Raw genomic sequence first — 16,687 nt, forward strand, 5'->3', positions numbered from 1 at the left:
CCGCGTCGCATCAGCGCCCGAGGATGCGGTCGCGCACCTGGCGACGCAGCACCTTGCCGATCAGCGAGCGCGGCAGGTCATCCATCACGACGATCCGTCGCGGCACCTTGTACGCGGCCAGATGCAGGCGGCAGAAGTCGCGGAGCGCGTCGGGCTCGATGGCCGCGCCGTCGCGCAGGACCACGGCCGCCGCCACGGCCTCGCCGCCCTCGCCGCGGGGCACGGCCACGACCGCGGCCGCGGAGACGTCGGGGTGAGACTCGAGCGTCTGCTCGACCTCGGTCGGCGAGACGTTGAACCCGCCCGTGATGATCAGCTCCTTGAGCCGGTCGACGATCGTCACGAACCCGTCCGGCGACACGGTCGCGACGTCGCCGGCGCGCAGCCAGCCGTCCGGCAGGAGGGCGGCGGCCGTCTCGTCGGGACGCCGCCAGTAGCCCCGGAACACCTGCGGGCCGCGCACGAGCAGCTCGCCGGGCTCGCCCGGAGGCACGTCCTTCGCGGGATCGTCGGTGTCGACCACCCGGATCTCGGTGCTCGGGAAGGGGACGCCGACCGTGCCGGGCCGGCGGGTCGGCCCCATGGGATTGCCGAGCGCGACCGGCGAGCTCTCGGTCATCCCGTACCCCTCGACCAGCAGGCCGCCCGACGCGTCCTCCCAGCGGTCCACGGTGGCCACCGGCAGGCTCATCGCGCCGGAGATCGCGAACCGGATGCTCGTGACGTCGATCCTGCCGTGCGCCGCGGCCCGCGCCAGCGCGTCGTAGATCGGGGGGACGGCCGGGAGGAACGTGGGCGGGCTCTTGCGCGCCGCCTGGGCGACGAGGTCGACGTCGAAGGTCGGGAACAGGACGAGCCTCGCCCCGATGCTCAGGGCGAACGTCAGGCACAGCGTCATGCCGTACGCGTGGAAGAGCGGCAGAACCCCGTAGAACGTCTCGGCGCCCTGCCGCAGCCCGGGCACCCACGCCTCGCCCTGCATCGCGTTCGCGCGGAGGTTGCGGTGCGTGAGCATGGCGCCCTTCGGGGTGCCCGTCGTGCCGCTCGTGTACTGCAGCAGCGCGATGTCGTCCAGGCCCGGGCCGGGTACGCGGCGCGGCAGGCGCCGGCCGCCCGTGAGGTCCGCCCAGGTCAGCACGCGGCGGGCCTTCGGCTTCGCGGTCAGCTTCGCTCGCGCGTCGCGCGCCCTGCGGATCGGCAGCCGCAGGGCGAGCCGCTTGCCGAACGGCAGGGCCTCGGTCAGATCGACGCTCACGATCACGTCCGGGCGCACGTCCGACGGGAACTCCGCGACGGTGTCGTAGGCCTTGTCCCACACGATCGCGTGGCGGGCGCCGTGGTCCTCGAACTGATGGCGCAGCTCCCGCGCCGTGTAGAGCGGGTTGTGCTCGACCACGATCGCGCCCAGCCGCAGCACGGCGTAGAACGCGACGACGTGCTGCGGGCAGTTCGGCAGGACGATCGCCACGCGGTCGCCCTTCGTCACCCCGCGCCGCCGCAGCCCCTCGGCCGCCATCGCGATCTCCCGCCCGAGCTCCCGGTACGTCGTGGTCGCGCCGAAGAACTCCAGTGCGGTGGCGCCCCGGTACCGCCGTACGCTCGCATCGAGCATCTCCGGCAGCGTCTGGGTGACCTCGCCGATCTCGGCCGGCACCTCCGGGGGATAGGCGGCGAGCCAGGGCTTCGACGCGTACGGGTGGGATGCGGTCACGGGTCCTCCTCGGATCGGGGCGGGGTGGCACACACTACGGTGCCGCCTCATGCGATCGCTCGTGAGGGGGTTGACGCGCGGCCCGACCTCAGCGGAGGAGATCTCCGCGGATCCGGATGCTTCAGCCTCGGAACCTCCGAATCGGTGGATTCCTCCTCGCTCAGCGGCGTCCTAGTCTCCGGCCTCCTCGACCCGCGCGCCCCGGCGACTCCGCGCCGCGCGCAGGATCGCCCACACGATCAGCCAGGCCAGCCCGATCACGGCGAGCCAGGGGAGCAGGAAGCCCAGCGCGATCACGATGCCGTTCAGCGTGGCGAGCAGGCCGTTCCAGCCGGCCTCCAGGCCGTCCCCGAAGCCGGCCGGGTCGGGCTCGACCGGCGGCGCCTCCTCGGTCAGGGTGACCGAGAGCGTCGACATCGCCACCTGGCTCTCGTAGTACTCGAGCTGCTGCTCGAGCGACTCGAGCTCGGCCTGACGGGCCGAGAGCTGCGCCTCGACCTCGACGAGGTCGGCCACGCTGCCGGACTGCTCCAGCAGCGCGGTGAGCCGCTCGACGGACGCCCGTGCGGCATCGATCCGGGCGCGCAGGTCGCGCGTGACGGTCGACACGTCCTCGGTGCCGACGCGGGTGCCGGTCACCTCGCCCACGTCGTCGAGCCGCGCCATGACGGCGTCGAGCCGATCCGCCGGGACCCGGATGGACACCCAGCCGCCGTTCGGCGGCACCGGGATGTACTCGGTCACGACGCCGTCCTCGGTCGTGCGCGTCGCGTCCTCGCCGATCGACAGGCTCTCGACCCAGCCGTCGAACTCGGTCGCGAGCGCCGAGATCTCGTCGGCCGCGGCCGACACGTCGTCGACCACGATCGTCGCGCTGCCGGTGCGGATGACCTCGCGCGCGACCTCGCCGGCGTCGTCCGCGGCGCCCGGCCGGACCGCGCTGTCCTCGGCCGTCCCGGCGTCCGGTGCGGGCGCGCCCTCGGGGACAGCGCCCGACTCGCCACCGCCGGACTCGGCGCCGTCGCGCGACAGGGTCACGCCGGAGTCCGCGCCGCTCCCGGCCCCGCCGATGCCCTGCAGCACGGCGGGGGAGATCACGGCCGCCACCGCCACGATGGCCGCCGCCGCGCCCACGCCCTGCCACACGCGGCGCCTCCGACGCGCGCCGGAGCGCACCTCGCGCCGCTCGCGGCCGATCGCGTCGAACACGCGGGTCTCGATCCGCGCGAGCGTCTCGTCGGACACCTCGGGCAGGACGTCGTCCCGCCGGGTCTCGTTCTCGCTCATCGCGCTTCCTCCGTCTCTCTGGCGACGCCCCGCAGTCTGCTGCGGATGCGGGAGAGACGATTCCGGACGACCCCGTGCGCGACGCCGAGCTCGTCGGCGGCCGCCTGATACGCGTAGCCCTCGCCGATGCAGAGCCGGAAGATGCGCTGGTCGATGGGGCTCAGGCCCTCGACCTCGCGGAGGATCCGGTCGGCGAGGTCGGCGTCGATCACCTGCTGCAGCACGTCGGCGTCGAGGTCGGGCTGGCGCTCGTCGAGCGCGTCGGCCTCGGCCCGGCGCCGCGCCCGCAGCCGGTTGGCGGCCTGGAAGCGGCAGATGGTCGCGAGCCACGGCAGCAGCGAGTCGCCCGCGAGCTCGAGGCCGCGGAGCTTGCGCCACGCCACCACGAACGTCTCCTGCGTGACGTCCTCGGCGTCGGCCGCGGAGCGCAGCAGGCCGTGCGCGATCCAGTAGACGGGCCGCGCGTGCCGCCGGTACAGCAGCCGGAACGCGTGCTCCATCCCGTCCGCCGCCCGCGCGACGAGCTCGGCGTCGCTCATGGTGTCGCTCATCGCACCGCCATCCGGTCCCGGCGCCCGGCGGGCGCCTGTGTCGTCTCTCACCCTGTCAGTGTCCGGATGCCGCCGATCGTCTCGGTTCCGTATCGGATCGGCGCGCATCGGCGGCGCGGGCGGCCGGGTATCCTGGAGACGCGAGAGGGAGTATCCCGGCAACGCGCGCTCGTCATCACGGATCTCGACGGTGGGATCCCGGGCCCGCACCGCACGCGCCTCGGGCGCAGCGCGGGGGAGAGACTCTCGACGCATCCCCGTGCCTGCTGAAGGCCGTATCGAAAGGCCCTGAATGGACCTCGCTCTGCCCGTGTGGTTCGAGGTCGGCTCGCTCGTCGTGCTGACCGCGATCCTGATCCTCGACCTGCTTCTCATCCTGAAGCGGCCGCACATCCCCTCCACGAAGGAGTCGACCCTCTGGGTCGTCTTCTACATCGTGCTCGCGCTGATCTTCGCGGTGCTGATGTGGGTGTTCGCCGGCGCGACGCCCGCGCAGGAGTTCCTGCTCGGCTGGATGACCGAGTACAGCCTGTCGATCGACAACCTGTTCGTCTTCGTGCTGATCATGACCCAGTTCGCGGTGCCCCGGAAGCTCCAGCAGGAGGTGCTGATGGTGGGCATCATCATCGCGCTCGTGCTGCGCGGTGCGTTCATCCTGCTGGGTGCGGCCCTGATCGAGAACTTCTCCTGGATCTTCTACGTCTTCGGCGCGTTCCTCGTGTACACGGCGATCCGCCAGGCGATGCCCGAGAAGCTCGAGGAGGACGAGAAGCAGGAGACCGTGATCGTCCGGTTCCTCCGCCGCTTCGTCGACATCAGCGACCACTACGACGGCGCCAAGCTGCGCACCGTGGTGGACGGCAAGCGCCACTTCACCCCGATGCTGCTCGTCTTCGTCGCGATCGGCGTGACCGACCTGATGTTCGCGATCGACTCGATCCCGGCGATCTACGGCCTCACGCAGAGCCCGTTCATCGTGTTCACGGCGAACATCTTCGCCCTCATGGGCCTCCGCCAGCTCTACTTCCTGCTGGGCGACCTGCTCGAGAAGCTGCGCTACCTGCACTACGGCGTGGCGTTCATCCTGGCGTTCATCGGCGTGAAGCTGTTCCTGCACGCGATGCACGTCAACGAGCTCCCGTTCATCAACGGCGGCCACCACATCGAGTGGGCGCCCGAGATCAACAACTGGGTCTCGCTCGGCGTGATCGTCGCGTCCATGGCCGTGGCCACCGTCGCGAGCCTCATCGCCTCGTCGCGCGAGAAGCGCACGGAGTCGATCCAGCGCTGACGTCGGCCGGCTCGAGCCGGTCGCATGAGCGATCTGACACGCGGCGCGGGGATCTGCTGAGAGAGCGGATCTCCGCGCCGCGTCCGTCTGTGCACTCTGCGCGCGAAACGTCCCCTCTGCGTGCAGGATGTTACGCTGGAGACATGCGGTTCGCGGGCCTCCTTCTTCTTCTGCGCCGCGACGGGAATCTGCTCTAGGCCTTCCCCGTCGCGGAGTTCGTCGAGGCCGACATCCGACGACGCAAGGAGAAAGACCCCATGAGCACCACCGAATTCCCCGCCGATCCGGCCGCCATCCCGGACCGCCCTCGCACGCTCGCCGAGAAGGTGTGGGACGACCACCTGGTCGTCAAGGGCGAGGACGGCCAGCCCGATCTGATCTACATCGACCTGCACCTGGTCCACGAGGTCACGAGCCCGCAGGCGTTCGACGGCCTGCGCGCCGAGGGGCGCCCCGTGCGCCGTCTCGACCTGACGATCGCGACCGAGGACCACAACACCCCGACGATCGACATCGACAAGCCGATCGCCGACCTCACCAGCCGCACCCAGATCGAGACGCTGCGCCGCAACGCCGAGGAGTTCGGCGTCCGCATCCACTCGCTGGGCGACAAGGAGCAGGGCATCGTCCACGTCGTCGGCCCGCAGCTGGGGCTGACGATGCCGGGCATCACGGTCGTGTGCGGCGACAGCCACACCTCGACGCACGGCGCGTTCGGCGCCATGGCGTTCGGCATCGGCACGAGCGAGGTCGAGCACGTCCTGGCGACGCAGACGCTGCCGCTGAAGCCGTTCAAGACCATGGCGATCACGGTCGAGGGCGAGCTGAAGCCCGGTGTGACGGCCAAGGACATCATCCTGGCCGTGATCGCGAAGATCGGCACGGGCGGCGGCCAGGGCTACGTCCTGGAGTACCGCGGCAGCGCCATCCGCTCGCTCTCGATGGAGGGCCGGATGACGATCTGCAACATGTCGATCGAGGCCGGCGCCCGTGCGGGCATGGTCGCGCCCGACGACATCACGTTCGAGTACCTGAAGGGCCGCCCGCACGCCCCGCAGGGTCAGGACTGGGACGACGCGGTCGCGTACTGGCGCACGCTGCCCACCGACGAGGGCGCCGTGTTCGACGCCGAGGTGTTCATCGACGCGAACGAGCTGGAGCCGTTCGTCACGTGGGGCACCAACCCGGGGCAGGGCGTGTCGCTGAGCGACGCCGTGCCGGCTCCCGAGTCGTTCACCGACCCGAACGAGCGCGCGGCCGCCGAGCGGGCGCTGCAGTACATGGACCTGACTCCGGGCACCCCCATGAAGGAGGTGCCGGTCGACGCGGTCTTCATGGGCTCGTGCACCAACAGCCGGATCGAGGACCTGCGCGCGTTCGCGTCGGTCATCAAGGGCCGCAGAAAGGCCGAGGGCGTGCGCGTCATGGTCGTGCCGGGCTCGGCCCGCGTGCGCCTGGAGGCGGAGGCCGAGGGCATCGACAAGATCGTCACGGAGTTCGGCGGGGAGTGGCGCTTCGCCGGCTGCTCGATGTGCCTGGGCATGAACCCCGACCAGCTGGCTCCGGGGGAGCGCTGCGCCTCGACCAGCAACCGAAACTTCGAGGGCCGGCAGGGCAAGGGCGGCCGCACCCACCTGGTGTCCCCGCTCGTCGCCGCGGCCACCGCGGTGCGGGGCACGCTGTCCAGCCCCTCCGACCTGGAGCCGGTCGACGGCGCCGAGGTCGCCATGACGCAGTTCGCGCAGACCGGGGCGGAGGCCTGACATGGAGAAGTTCACGACGCACACCGGTGTCGCCGCGCCCCTGAAGCGCTCGAACGTCGACACCGACCAGATCATCCCGGCCGTCTACCTGAAGCGCGTCACCAAGACGGGCTTCGAGGACGCGCTGTTCGCGGGCTGGCGGCAGGATCCCGAGTTCGTCCTGAACCAGGAGCCGTTCCGCGCGGCGTCCATCCTGGTGGCCGGCCCGGACTTCGGCACCGGCTCGAGCCGCGAGCACGCCGTGTGGGCGCTGCGCGACTACGGCTTCAAGGTCGTGCTGAGCCCCCGCTTCGCGGACATCTTCCGCGGCAACTCGGGCAAGCAGGGCCTGCTCACGGGCGTGATCGCCGAGGACGACCTGGAGCGCTTCTGGGCCGCGATCGACGCGCAGCCGGGCGTCGAGATGACGGTCGACCTGGTGGCGCGAACCGCCACTGTCGGGGACTTCACGGCCGGTTTCGACATCGACGATTACACTAGGTGGCGGCTCCTCGAAGGGCTCGACGACATCGGGCTCACGCTGCGCAACGAGGACAGGATCGCGCAGTTCGAGGCCCGCCGCGAGGCGTGGAGGCCCCGGACCATCCCGGTCCTGTGACCTCGGGGCAACCGCCCCGCGACGATCGTCAGCACCCCCGGGCGCCGAGGATCCGGCCCGCCTCGTGACCGAATGCGGCTCGTGCCGCGAAGACCCTAGTGAGGCACCACCACATGACACTTCTCGGCGACGCGCATACTCCCGGAACCCCGGCCCCTCTGGCCGGTGAAGTGCTCGAGATCCGCGGCGGCCGGCCTCTGAAGGGTCAGGTCGACGTGCGCGGGGCCAAGAACCTCGCGACCAAGGCCATGGTCGCGTCGCTGCTGGGCGAGACGCCCAGCGTGCTGCGCGACGTGCCGGCGATCCGCGACGTCGAGGTGGTGCGCTCGCTGCTCGAGGTGCACGGCGTGCACGTGAGCGAGGGCGAGGAGCCCGGCTCGCTCGTGCTCGACCCGGCCGACGCCAAGTCGGCGAATTTCGAGGAGATCGACGCGCACGCCGGCTCGTCGCGCATCCCGATCCTGTTCTGCGGCCCGCTGCTGCACCTGCTGGGTCAGGCGTTCATCCCCGACCTCGGCGGGTGCCGCATCGGCGACCGCCCGATCGACTTCCACCTCGACGCGCTGCGCCGCTTCGGCGCGATCGTCGACAAGCAGCCCAGCGGCATCCGCCTGTCGGCGCCCGAGGGTCTGCACGGCGCGAACATCGAGCTGCCGTACCCGAGCGTCGGCGCCACGGAGCAGGTGCTGCTCACGGCCGTGCGCGCCAAGGGCGTCACCGAGCTGCGCAACGCCGCGATCGAGCCCGAGATCATGGACCTGATCGGCGTGCTGCAGAAGATGGGCGCGATCATCTCCTACGAGCCCAACCGGGTCATCTTCATCGAGGGCGTGGACGAGCTGCGGGGCTACGACCACCGCTCGCTGTTCGACCGCAACGAGGCCGCGTCGTGGGCGTGCGCGGCGCTGGCCACCGACGGCGACATCTTCGTCAAGGGCGCCCGCCAGTACGAGATGCTCACGTTCCTGAACGTGTACCGCAAGGTCGGAGGCGACTTCGACATCACCGACGACGGCATCCGCTTCCGTCGCGGCAGCGCGCCGCTCAAGCCCGTCATCGTCGAGACCGACGTGCACCCCGGCTTCATGACCGACTGGCAGCAGCCGCTCATCGTCGCCCTGACGCAGGCCAACGGCCAGTCGATCGTCCACGAGACCGTGTACGAGAACCGCCTGGGCTTCACGCACGCGCTGAACCAGATGGGCGCCGACATCGTCGTGCACCCCAAGGGCCTCGACGGCCCCTACCGTCGTGTGCCGCGCCGCGAGCTCGAGCAGGCGGCCGTCATCAACGGCCCGACGCCGCTGCACGCCGCGGACATCGTCGTGCCCGACCTGCGCGGCGGCTACGCGTACGTCATCGCGGCCCTCGCGGCCGAGGGGACGTCGCGCGTCTCGGGCGTCGGCATCATCAGCCGCGGCTACGAGAAGTTCTTCGACAAGCTCACGGCGCTCGGCGCCGACTTCGACGTCGTCGGCTGAGCGGGGCGGGGATGAGCTCCTCGGAGAAGAGCCGGCCGAGTTGGTTCTGGCCGCTCGCGGCGATCGTGATCCCGGCCGTCGGCCTGATGGCGCGGATCCGGATCGCCGGCGCGGAGAAGATGCCGCGCGACGGCGCGTACATCCTCGCGCCCAACCACGTCAGCGAGCTGGATCCGCTGATGGTCGCGGTCGCCGTGTGGCGGATGGGCCGCGCGCCGCGGTTCATGGCCAAGGACAGCCTGTTCCGCGTGCCCGTGCTCGGCGCCGCCCTTCGGGCGACCGGCATGGTTCCCGTGGCGCGCACGTCGTCGCGTGACGGCGCCGCGCAGACCATGGCGCAGGCGACCGCGCTCGTGAAGGACGGGCGTGGCGTGATCGTGTACCCCGAGGGCACGCTCACGCGCGACCCGCACCTGTGGCCCATGCGCGGCAAGTCCGGCGCCGCGCGCCTCGCGCTCGCGGGCGACCTCCCGCTCATCCCCGTCGCGCACTGGGGGGTCCAGGACATCATGGGCCGCTACGCGAAGGGTCTCAGCCTCTGGCCGCCGCGCAAGCTCGTGCGCATGGCCGTCGGCGACCCCGTGGACCTGTCCGATCTGAAGGACCGCCCGACGGACCCGGCGGCCATCGCGGAGGCGACGTCGCGCCTCATGGCGGCGATCACCGCGCTGCTCGAGGGCATCCGCGGCGAGAAGGCGCCGGACGAGCGCTGGGACCCGTCCTCGCACGGCCAGTCCGAGACGGGTCGCCTGTGAGCCGCCGCGTCGACGCCCCCAAGGTCGTCGTGGTCGGCGCCGGCAGCTGGGGCACCACCTTCGGCAAGGTGCTGGCCGACGGCGGCGCCCAGGTCATGATGTGGGCGCGCCGCGCCGAGCTCGCGCACGAGATCGACGAGGCCAAGCGCAACTCGAAGTACCTGCCGGGCATCAACCTGCCGCGCACGCTGCACGCCACGCACGACCTGCGCAGGGCGCTCGACGGCGCCACCCAGGTGTACCTCTCGGTGCCGAGCCAGTCCGCGCGCGAGACGCTGCGGGCCCTCCGCCCACACGTGCGCGAGGAGTCCGTGCCGATCGTGAGCCTGATGAAGGGCGTCGAGAAGAAGACCGGGCTGCGGATGAGCCAGGTCATCGAGCAGGAGCTGCACTGCGACCCGCTGCGCATCGCGGTGGCGAGCGGGCCGAACCTGGCGCTCGAGATCGCGCGGGAGCAGCCGACGGCCGCCGTCATCGCGTCCAGCAGCCAGGAGACCGCGGACGCCGTCGCACGCCGCGCGCGCAACACCTACTTCCGGTCCTTCGTCAACACCGACGTGATCGGCACCGAGTTCGGCGGCGTGCTCAAGAACCTCATCGCGGTCGCGATCGGCATCGTGGACGGCGTCGGCTACGGCGAGAATACGAAGGCGTCGATCATCACGCGCGGCCTGGTGGAGATGACCGACTTCGCCGTCGCGTACGGCGCGCAGCCCGGCACCCTGCAAGGGCTGGCCGGACTGGGCGACCTCATCGCCACGTGCCAGTCGCCGCTCAGCCGCAACAACACCGCCGGGCGCCTGCTGGGCCAGGGGTACACGTTCCAGGACGTCGTTCGCCAGATGGACCAGACGGCCGAGGGACTCGGATCGGTCGCGCCGATCCTCCAGCTCGCCAAGGAGGCGGGCGTCGAGATGCCGATCGTGCAGCAGGTCAAGATGGTGCTGGACGGCACCATGAACCCGCGCGAGATCGCGCCTCATCTCACGACAGACGACGACACGCCGCAGGGCGAAGGGACGCAGAATGGCCAGCACGACCGTGGCGGTGCTCTTCGGAGGGCGATCGAGCGAGCACTCGATCTCCTCCGCGACGGCGGGCGGGGTCCTCGGAGCGATCGACCGTGACCGCTTCCGCGTGATCCCGGTCGGGATCACGCGCGACGGCCTCTTCGTGCTGGAGCAGGACGAACCGGCTCGCTTCGCGCTGGACGCCGCCAAGCTGCCCGAGGTCGTGGACAACGGAACGCGCATCCTGTGGCCCTCGTCGGCGGGCGACCGCACGCTGCGCGTGGTGCGCGCGGACGGCGCGGTCGAGGACCTCGGCGAGGTCGACGTGGTCCTGCCCATCCTGCACGGCCTGCACGGCGAGGACGGCACCATCCAGGGCTTCCTCGACATCCTCGAGCTGCCCTACGCGGGCGGCGGCGTGCTCGACTCGGCGCTGTGCATGGACAAGCACTTCATGAAGGTCGCCCTGCAGGCCGAGGGCCTGCCTGTCGCGCCGTGGGTCACGGTGCGCGGCGCGCGCTGGGCGGCCGACGCCGATGGCGTGCGCGCCGACATCGAGGCGCTGGGCTACCCCGTGTTCGTGAAGCCGGCCCGCGCGGGCTCGAGCGTGGGCGTGTCGAAGGCCCATGACGAGAGCGAGCTCGACGACGCCATGCGCGTCGCCCTGGCCGAGGACGACAAGGTGCTGATCGAGACGGGGATCGTCGGCCGCGAGATCGAGGTCGCGATCCTCGAGGGCCGCGACGGGGGCCGCCCGCGCGCGTCGCTGCCGGGGGAGATCGTGCTGACCACGCGCGAGTTCTACGACTTCGAGGGCAAGTACCTGGGCGGCGACGGCGCCGAGGTCGTGTGCCCCGCGACGCTCACCGAGGACGAGACCGAGCGCATCCGCGAGACCGGCCGCCGGGCGTTCGAGGCGGTCGACGGCCGTGGGCTCGCGCGCGTGGACGTGTTCCTCACCGCGGACGGCGAGGTCGTCATCAACGAGCTCAACACCATGCCGGGCTTCACGCCGATCTCGATGTACCCCAAGTGCTGGATCGCCTCCGGGATGACCTACGGGGAGCTCATCACCGAGCTCATCGAGCTCGGCCTGGCCCGCGCGGCCTGACCCGGGCGGGGCGCGGCCGCGCGGCGTCGGCTACTCGTCGACCTTCGTGGCCTCGTCGGGGTCGACGCACCGGCTCTCGGCGGGGATGGACGACACCAGGCGGCTGACGGCGGCCAGCACCTGATCGGGGCTGATGCGGCTCGTGTCGACGTAGACCTGCGTCGCCGGCGTGCGGCCGTAGGTCGTGATGCGCTGCATCGGCAGGGCCTCCGGATCGACGATCCAGTCCACGCCGTCGAAGGTCACGCACTGCAGGGTCGTGGGTCCGGGGGGAGTGACGCCGCAGCTCAGGATGACCGCCGTGCCCTCCTCGTCCGCCCACGCGCCGGTCGACTGGGCGTCGGTCCAGCGGCGCTCCAGGTGCTGGATCGCGTCGGGCAGGCGCACGGTGACGTCCGCGCACAGCGGGTCGTTCGCATCCTGCGCCGCCTCGAGATGGACGGTCGCGGCGCATCCGGACAGGCCGAGGGCGAGCACGAGCGCGGCCGCTGCGGCGAATCGACGGATCACCCGAAGAGTCTAGATCCGGCATCCTGGGCGTCCGGTCGGGGCCTCGAAACCGCAACGCCGCGCCGAGACTGCAACGCCGCGCTGAGACCGCCGCGGGCCACTGCACTCTCAGCGCGGAGTTGCAGTGTCGGGGACCGCCGCGCATACGCTGAGGGGATGCACGACGCTCCCGCGCCCGAGACGGATCCCACGGTCGGCGAGCTCAGCGAGGCCGAGGTGCTGCGTCGCATCGCCGCCCGCACCGGACGTGCGGCGGCCGCGCACGTCGGGCCCGGTGACGACGCCGCGGTGGTCGCGGCGCCCAGCGGATCCGTCGTGGCGACCACCGACACGCTCGTGCACGGGCCGGACTTCCGGCTCGCGTGGTCGAGCGGCTACGACCTCGGCTGGAAGGCGGCGGCGGTGAACCTGGCCGACGTCGCCGCGATGGGCGCCCGTCCGACCGCGCTCCTGGTGGCCCTCGCGATGCCCAACGACACTCGGATCTCGTTCGTGGAGCGGCTCGCCGACGGCCTGCGCGAGGCGTGCGACGCGCTCGCCCCCGGCTGCGCGGTCGTGGGCGGCGACCTCACGGTGTCCGCCACGCTGACCGTCGCCGTCACGGCGCTCGGCGACCTCGAGGGACGCGACCCCGTGCTGCGCTCGGGCGCGAGGCCCGGCGACGTGGTCGCGCTCGCGGGCGAGCTCGGGATGGCGGCCCGCGGCCTCGCCGTGCTGTTCGGCCGATTCCGCGACGCCGACGGGGCCCCCGTGCCCGTCGATCCGGGCCGGGTCGCGGCGGGGGAGTCGGATGCGCTCGCGGCGCAGCTGCGCCCCGTGCCTCCGATCGGGCTCGGACCCATGGCGGCGGTCGCCGGAGCCACGGCCATGATGGACGTCTCGGACGGCCTGGGGCTCGACGCCCGTCGCATGGCCGACGCCTCCGGGGTCTCGATCGACCTCGATCGCGCCGCGTTCGGCGACGACCCGGTGACCGCGCTCGAGGGCGGCGAGGACCACGCGCTCCTCGCGACCTTCGCGGGCGACGCGATCGCGCCGGGCTTCCGCCCGATCGGACGGGTCGTCGAGCGCGGCGAGGCGCCTGTGCTCGTCGGCGGGCTGCCGTACGCGGGCCCGGGCGGCTGGGACCCCTACCGCGACTGGGACTCGGCCGCCGGCTGACCCCACCACAGCGCGGTGTCGCCGTACGCGCGGTCGCGCAGCGGCTCGAGGCCGGCCGCGGCCCAGTCAGGGGCGCCCGAGCGCGAGGAGCGCTCCACGACCACGACGGCATCCGCCGACAGCAGCGGCGCGAGCGCCGCGAGCACCGCGTCGAGCTCGGCGCCGGGAAGGTCGTAGGGCGGATCCAGGAACGCCAGGTCGAACGGGCCGGTCGCACCGCGGAGCCACGTGCCGACCGCGGCGGCGTGCACGCGCACGGGCGGCGCGCCCCCGCCGATCGAGCGCCGCACGCCCTCCGCGTTGCGGCGCGCGATCGCGGCGGCCGCCTTGGCGCGCTCCACGAGGTCGACTGCCGCGGCGCCGCGGCTGGCCGCCTCGAGTCCCAGCGCGCCGGACCCCGCGTAGAGGTCGAGCACGCGCGCGCCGTCGAGCGCGCCGGCCACCTCGAGCGCGGCGAACAGCGACTCCCGCACGCGGTCGCTCGTCGGGCGCGTCCCCGCCGACGGCACGTCCAGCCGCACGCCGCCCGCGGCCCCGGCGATGATCCTCGTCACCCGTCCACGGTATCCGCTCGCCGGCCCGGCGCTGTCGGCACCCCGACCTAGACTCGGGGCATGTCGTTCACGCTCGACACGCCGCTGAGCCTCGCGCTCGGCGACAAGGCGGCCAAGACGCTCTCGCGCGCGTTCGGCATGGCCGTCGTGGGCGACCTGGTGGCGCACTACCCGCGCCGCTACGCCGTGCGCGGCGAGCTCACGCCCATCCTGGACCTGCCGCTCGGCGAGCTCGCGACCGTCGTCGCCGAGGTCAGAAGCGTGCGCCGCCGGCGGATGCGCAACCGCCGCGGCGAGCTGCTCGAGGTCGTGATCGGCGACGGCGTGGGCGAGCTCACGCTCACCTTCTTCGGCCAGGCGTGGCGCGAGAAGGAGCTCAAGCGGGGCCGACGCGGCGTGTTCTCGGGCAAGGTCGGCGCCTTCAAGGGCGTGCTGCAGTTCGCGAACCCGGACTACCAGCTGTTCGAGGACGACACGGCCGCGCTCGCGAAGGCCGACGAGATCGTGCGCACGCCCATCCCGATCTATCCCGCGACCGCCGCCGTGACGAGCTGGAAGCTCCAGACCTGGATCGGCGAGGTGCTCGACCGGCTCGAGGACATCCCGGATCCGGTGCCCGACGAGCTGCGGTTCCGCGAGGCGCTGCTGACGGCGCGCGAGGCGCTCGAGTGGATCCACCGCCCCGAGACGCGGGCGCAGATCGACGCCGCCCGCCAGACGCTCCGCATGCACGAGGCGCTCGTGCTGCAGACCGCGCTCGCGCAGCAGCGGCAGTTCGTGCGGATGATGTCGGCCACGCAGCGCCCGGCGCGGCCCGGCGGCCTGCTGGAGCGCTTCGACGCCGCCATGCCGTTCGAGCTCACGCCCGACCAGGCGGCGGTCGGCCGGTCGATCGCGACGGACCTTACGGCCGACTGGCCCATGAACCGGCTCGTGCAGGGCGAGGTCGGCTCCGGCAAGACGCTCGTGGCGCTGCGCGCCATGCTGCAGGTCGCCGAGTCAGGCGGGCAGTCGGCCCTCATCGCGCCGACCGAGGTCCTCGCCGGGCAGCACCTCCGCTCGATCACCCGGATGCTCGGTCCGAAGCTCGCGCCGGAGCTCATGCCGACGCTGCTGACGGGCCAGATGCCCGCCGCGGACCGGCGCAAGGCCGCGCTGCGCGTCGCCTCCGGTCAGGCGCGCATCGTGGTGGGCACGCACGCGCTGCTCAGCGAGGGCACCACGTTCGCCGACCTCGGGCTGGTCGTCGTGGACGAGCAGCACCGCTTCGGGGTCGAGCAGCGCGAGATGCTGCGGGCGAAGGGCACCAGCCCGCACGCGCTCGTCCTGACGGCGACGCCCATCCCGCGCACGGTCGCGATGACGGTGTTCGGCGACCTGGACGTCTCGACCATCCGCACGATGCCGGCCGGGCGCGCCGGTATCCAGACGTTCGTCGCGCCCATCGCCGAGAAGCCCGGCTGGTTCGGCAGGGTCTGGGAGCGCGTGGCCGAGGAGGTCGAGCGCGGGCACCAGGTCTTCGTGGTCTGCTCGGCGATCGACGCCGAGAACGCGAAGGCCGTCGCACCGGGCGAGGACGACGGCTCGGGGGAGTTCGCGCCTCCCGTCGAGGGCGAGGCCGCCCGCCCGCACTGGGGCGTCGTGCAGGTCGCGGACATGCTCGCCCGCCATCCGCGCGTGGGCGAGCTGCGCATCGCGACCCTTCACGGCCGGATGCCCTCGGACGAGAAGGACCGCATCATGCAGGACTTCGCGCGCGGGGACATCGACGTGCTCGTGGCGACGACCGTGATCGAGGTCGGCGTCGACGTCCCGAACGCGTCGACCATGGTGATCCTGGACGCGGACCGGTTCGGCGTCTCCCAGCTGCACCAGCTGCGCGGCCGCGTGGGCCGCGGCGGCGTGCCCGGCCTGTGCCTGCTCGTGACCGAGGCCGAGCAGGGAGCGACAGCGCGCGAGCGCGTCGACGCCGTGGCGGCGACGCTCGACGGCTTCGCGCTCGCGGAGGTCGACCTCGAGCTCCGCGGCGAGGGCGACGTGCTGGGCGATGCGCAGTCCGGCGCGCGCTCGTCGCTGCGGCTGCTGCGCGTGGTCAAGGACGCCGACCTGATCGCCCGCGCGCGCGGCGAGGCCGAGCGCATCCTCGAGGGCGACCCGACGCTCGACCGCCACCGAGGGCTCGCGGAGGCGCTCGCGCGCCGCATGACGCAGGAGGAGCGCGCCGCCCTGGCGAAGAATTGACGCGGCGCGGGGCAATGCCGACGAAGGAGGCGTTGATGCGCGCCGGGTCAAGGTCGAGCGAGCGGAGCGAGCCGAAACCCGGTCCTCCCGAGACTCGTGGATAGGCTGACGCGTATGAGCAGCCGGATCGCCGTCGTCCCCGGATCCTTCGACCCGCCGACGCTGGGGCATCTCGACGTCATCCGCCGGGCCGCAGCCCTGTACGACGAGCTGCACGTGCTCGTGGTGCACAACCCCGACAAGGCCGGCATGCTGCCGATCGCCCAGCGCGTCTCGCTCATCGAGCAGTCGATCGCCGAGGACGGCATGGACGGCAACGTGATCGTGGGCTCGTGGAGCGTCGGCCTGCTGGTCGACTACGCGCAGGAGGTCGGCGCGGGCGTGCTCGTCAAGGGCATCCGGTCGCAGGTGGACGTCGCCTACGAGACGCCGATGGCGGTCGTCAACCGGCACCTGGCCGGCATCGAGACCGTGTTCCTGCTGCCCGAGCCGTCTCACGCGCTGGTGTCGAGCTCACTCGTCCGCCAGGTCGCGGGGCTCGGCGGCGACGTGTCGCCGTTCGTGCCGCCGGCGGTCGCGCGCTTCCTCGCCAAGGCGAGCGCCCGGGACTTCTGACCCGCGCCTGGGCGTCCGCCGGGCACCGGCCCGTCGCGGCCTCCCGGA

15 protein-coding genes are annotated in these 16,687 nt (G+C 72.4%); 10 read left to right on the top strand and 5 right to left on the bottom strand.

Annotated elements, in window-relative coordinates:
* Nucleotides 1-10: 10 nt before the first annotated feature.
* From ASD19_RS08085 to ASD19_RS08095, 3 genes are all read right to left on the bottom strand, one after another.
* A complete protein-coding gene (locus ASD19_RS08085; RefSeq protein ID WP_055990965.1) occupies nt 11-1,711 on the bottom strand; it encodes a long-chain-fatty-acid--CoA ligase in 1,701 nt (566 codons plus the stop codon).
* 171 nt (nt 1,712-1,882) lie between these two features.
* The gene (locus ASD19_RS08090) at nt 1,883-2,998 is read right to left on the bottom strand and encodes a DUF4349 domain-containing protein (RefSeq protein ID WP_055990967.1); all 1,116 of its coding nucleotides are present in this window, start codon (nt 2,996-2,998) and stop codon (nt 1,883-1,885) included.
* The gene (locus ASD19_RS08095; RefSeq protein WP_055990970.1) at nt 2,995-3,549 is read right to left on the bottom strand and encodes an RNA polymerase sigma factor; all 555 of its coding nucleotides are present in this window, start codon (nt 3,547-3,549) and stop codon (nt 2,995-2,997) included. The genes ASD19_RS08090 and ASD19_RS08095 overlap by 4 nt, the downstream gene beginning before the upstream one ends.
* 292 nt (nt 3,550-3,841) lie before the next feature.
* Here ASD19_RS08095 and ASD19_RS08100 point away from each other — a divergent pair, with 292 nt between their 5' ends.
* The 7 genes from ASD19_RS08100 to ASD19_RS08130 all read left to right on the top strand — a co-directional run bounded on the left by ASD19_RS08100 (nt 3,842) and on the right by ASD19_RS08130 (nt 11,558).
* Nucleotides 3,842-4,840: a TerC family protein gene (locus tag ASD19_RS08100; RefSeq protein ID WP_055990973.1), complete on the top strand. Its 999-nt coding sequence runs from the start codon at nt 3,842-3,844 to the stop codon at nt 4,838-4,840.
* A gap of 257 nt (nt 4,841-5,097) precedes the next feature.
* Complete coding sequence (leuC, locus tag ASD19_RS08105; protein WP_055990976.1) at nt 5,098-6,603, top strand: 3-isopropylmalate dehydratase large subunit; 1,506 nt, start codon at nt 5,098-5,100, stop codon at nt 6,601-6,603.
* Between the two features lies 1 nt (nt 6,604).
* Nucleotides 6,605-7,201 carry a 3-isopropylmalate dehydratase small subunit gene (gene leuD, locus ASD19_RS08110; RefSeq protein WP_055990980.1) on the top strand — a complete coding sequence of 199 codons (597 nt, stop codon included), beginning with the start codon at nt 6,605-6,607 and terminating at the stop codon, nt 7,199-7,201.
* A 113-nt stretch (nt 7,202-7,314) separates the two neighbouring features.
* Nucleotides 7,315-8,682, top strand: coding sequence for a UDP-N-acetylglucosamine 1-carboxyvinyltransferase (gene murA / locus ASD19_RS08115; RefSeq protein ID WP_055990983.1), 1,368 nt, complete (start codon nt 7,315-7,317; stop codon nt 8,680-8,682).
* Nucleotides 8,683-8,693: 11 nt separating this feature from the next.
* Nucleotides 8,694-9,437, top strand: a complete 744-nt coding sequence (locus tag ASD19_RS08120; protein ID WP_055990986.1) for a lysophospholipid acyltransferase family protein — start codon at nt 8,694-8,696, stop codon at nt 9,435-9,437.
* Nucleotides 9,434-10,564 carry an NAD(P)H-dependent glycerol-3-phosphate dehydrogenase gene (locus tag ASD19_RS08125; RefSeq protein WP_055990989.1) on the top strand — a complete coding sequence of 377 codons (1,131 nt, stop codon included), beginning with the start codon at nt 9,434-9,436 and terminating at the stop codon, nt 10,562-10,564. Before ASD19_RS08120 ends, ASD19_RS08125 begins: the two co-directional genes overlap by 4 nt.
* Complete coding sequence (locus tag ASD19_RS08130; protein WP_055990992.1) at nt 10,464-11,558, top strand: D-alanine--D-alanine ligase family protein; 1,095 nt, start codon at nt 10,464-10,466, stop codon at nt 11,556-11,558. Before ASD19_RS08125 ends, ASD19_RS08130 begins: the two co-directional genes overlap by 101 nt.
* A 30-nt stretch (nt 11,559-11,588) precedes the next feature.
* Here ASD19_RS08130 and ASD19_RS08135 read toward each other — a convergent pair whose 3' ends face one another.
* A complete protein-coding gene (locus tag ASD19_RS08135) occupies nt 11,589-12,068 on the bottom strand; it encodes a DUF3515 family protein (RefSeq protein WP_055990995.1) in 480 nt (159 codons plus the stop codon).
* Nucleotides 12,069-12,224: 156 nt separating this feature from the next.
* Here ASD19_RS08135 and thiL point away from each other — a divergent pair, with 156 nt between their 5' ends.
* Nucleotides 12,225-13,229 carry a thiamine-phosphate kinase gene (gene thiL, locus ASD19_RS08140; protein ID WP_055990998.1) on the top strand — a complete coding sequence of 335 codons (1,005 nt, stop codon included), beginning with the start codon at nt 12,225-12,227 and terminating at the stop codon, nt 13,227-13,229.
* Here the strand turns inward: thiL and ASD19_RS08145 are convergent.
* Nucleotides 13,199-13,783 carry an RsmD family RNA methyltransferase gene (locus ASD19_RS08145; protein WP_055991001.1) on the bottom strand — a complete coding sequence of 195 codons (585 nt, stop codon included), beginning with the start codon at nt 13,781-13,783 and terminating at the stop codon, nt 13,199-13,201. The two genes, thiL and ASD19_RS08145, sit on opposite strands and share 31 nt — an antisense overlap.
* Nucleotides 13,784-13,843: 60 nt before the next feature.
* Between ASD19_RS08145 and ASD19_RS08150 the strand changes: the two genes are divergently transcribed.
* Together ASD19_RS08150 and coaD are read left to right on the top strand one after the other, a co-directional pair.
* A complete protein-coding gene (locus tag ASD19_RS08150; protein WP_055991004.1) occupies nt 13,844-16,024 on the top strand; it encodes an ATP-dependent DNA helicase RecG in 2,181 nt (726 codons plus the stop codon).
* Nucleotides 16,025-16,138: 114 nt separating this feature from the next.
* Nucleotides 16,139-16,639 carry a pantetheine-phosphate adenylyltransferase gene (coaD, locus tag ASD19_RS08155; protein ID WP_055991006.1) on the top strand — a complete coding sequence of 167 codons (501 nt, stop codon included), beginning with the start codon at nt 16,139-16,141 and terminating at the stop codon, nt 16,637-16,639.
* Nucleotides 16,640-16,687: the final 48 nt, after the last annotated feature.

The sequence above is a fragment of the Microbacterium sp. Root53 genome, assembly GCF_001426925.1.
In the GTDB taxonomy this organism is placed as follows: Bacteria; Actinomycetota; Actinomycetes; order Actinomycetales; family Microbacteriaceae; genus Microbacterium.

Excerpts from the sequence above, each read along its gene's own strand:
- ASD19_RS08090 (WP_055990967.1), bottom strand. The coding sequence starts at position 2,998 with ATGAGCGAGAACGAGACCCGGCGGGACGACGTCCTGCCCGAGGTGTCC.
- ASD19_RS08095 (WP_055990970.1), bottom strand. The coding sequence starts at position 3,549 with ATGAGCGACACCATGAGCGACGCCGAGCTCGTCGCGCGGGCGGCGGAC.
- ASD19_RS08100 (WP_055990973.1), top strand. The coding sequence starts at position 3,842 with ATGGACCTCGCTCTGCCCGTGTGGTTCGAGGTCGGCTCGCTCGTCGTG.
- leuC (WP_055990976.1), top strand. The coding sequence starts at position 5,098 with ATGAGCACCACCGAATTCCCCGCCGATCCGGCCGCCATCCCGGACCGC.
- leuD (WP_055990980.1), top strand. The coding sequence starts at position 6,605 with ATGGAGAAGTTCACGACGCACACCGGTGTCGCCGCGCCCCTGAAGCGC.
- murA (WP_055990983.1), top strand. The coding sequence starts at position 7,315 with ATGACACTTCTCGGCGACGCGCATACTCCCGGAACCCCGGCCCCTCTG.
- ASD19_RS08120 (WP_055990986.1), top strand. The coding sequence starts at position 8,694 with ATGAGCTCCTCGGAGAAGAGCCGGCCGAGTTGGTTCTGGCCGCTCGCG.
- ASD19_RS08130 (WP_055990992.1), top strand. The coding sequence starts at position 10,464 with ATGGCCAGCACGACCGTGGCGGTGCTCTTCGGAGGGCGATCGAGCGAG.
- thiL (WP_055990998.1), top strand. The coding sequence starts at position 12,225 with ATGCACGACGCTCCCGCGCCCGAGACGGATCCCACGGTCGGCGAGCTC.
- ASD19_RS08150 (WP_055991004.1), top strand. The coding sequence starts at position 13,844 with ATGTCGTTCACGCTCGACACGCCGCTGAGCCTCGCGCTCGGCGACAAG.
- coaD (WP_055991006.1), top strand. The coding sequence starts at position 16,139 with ATGAGCAGCCGGATCGCCGTCGTCCCCGGATCCTTCGACCCGCCGACG.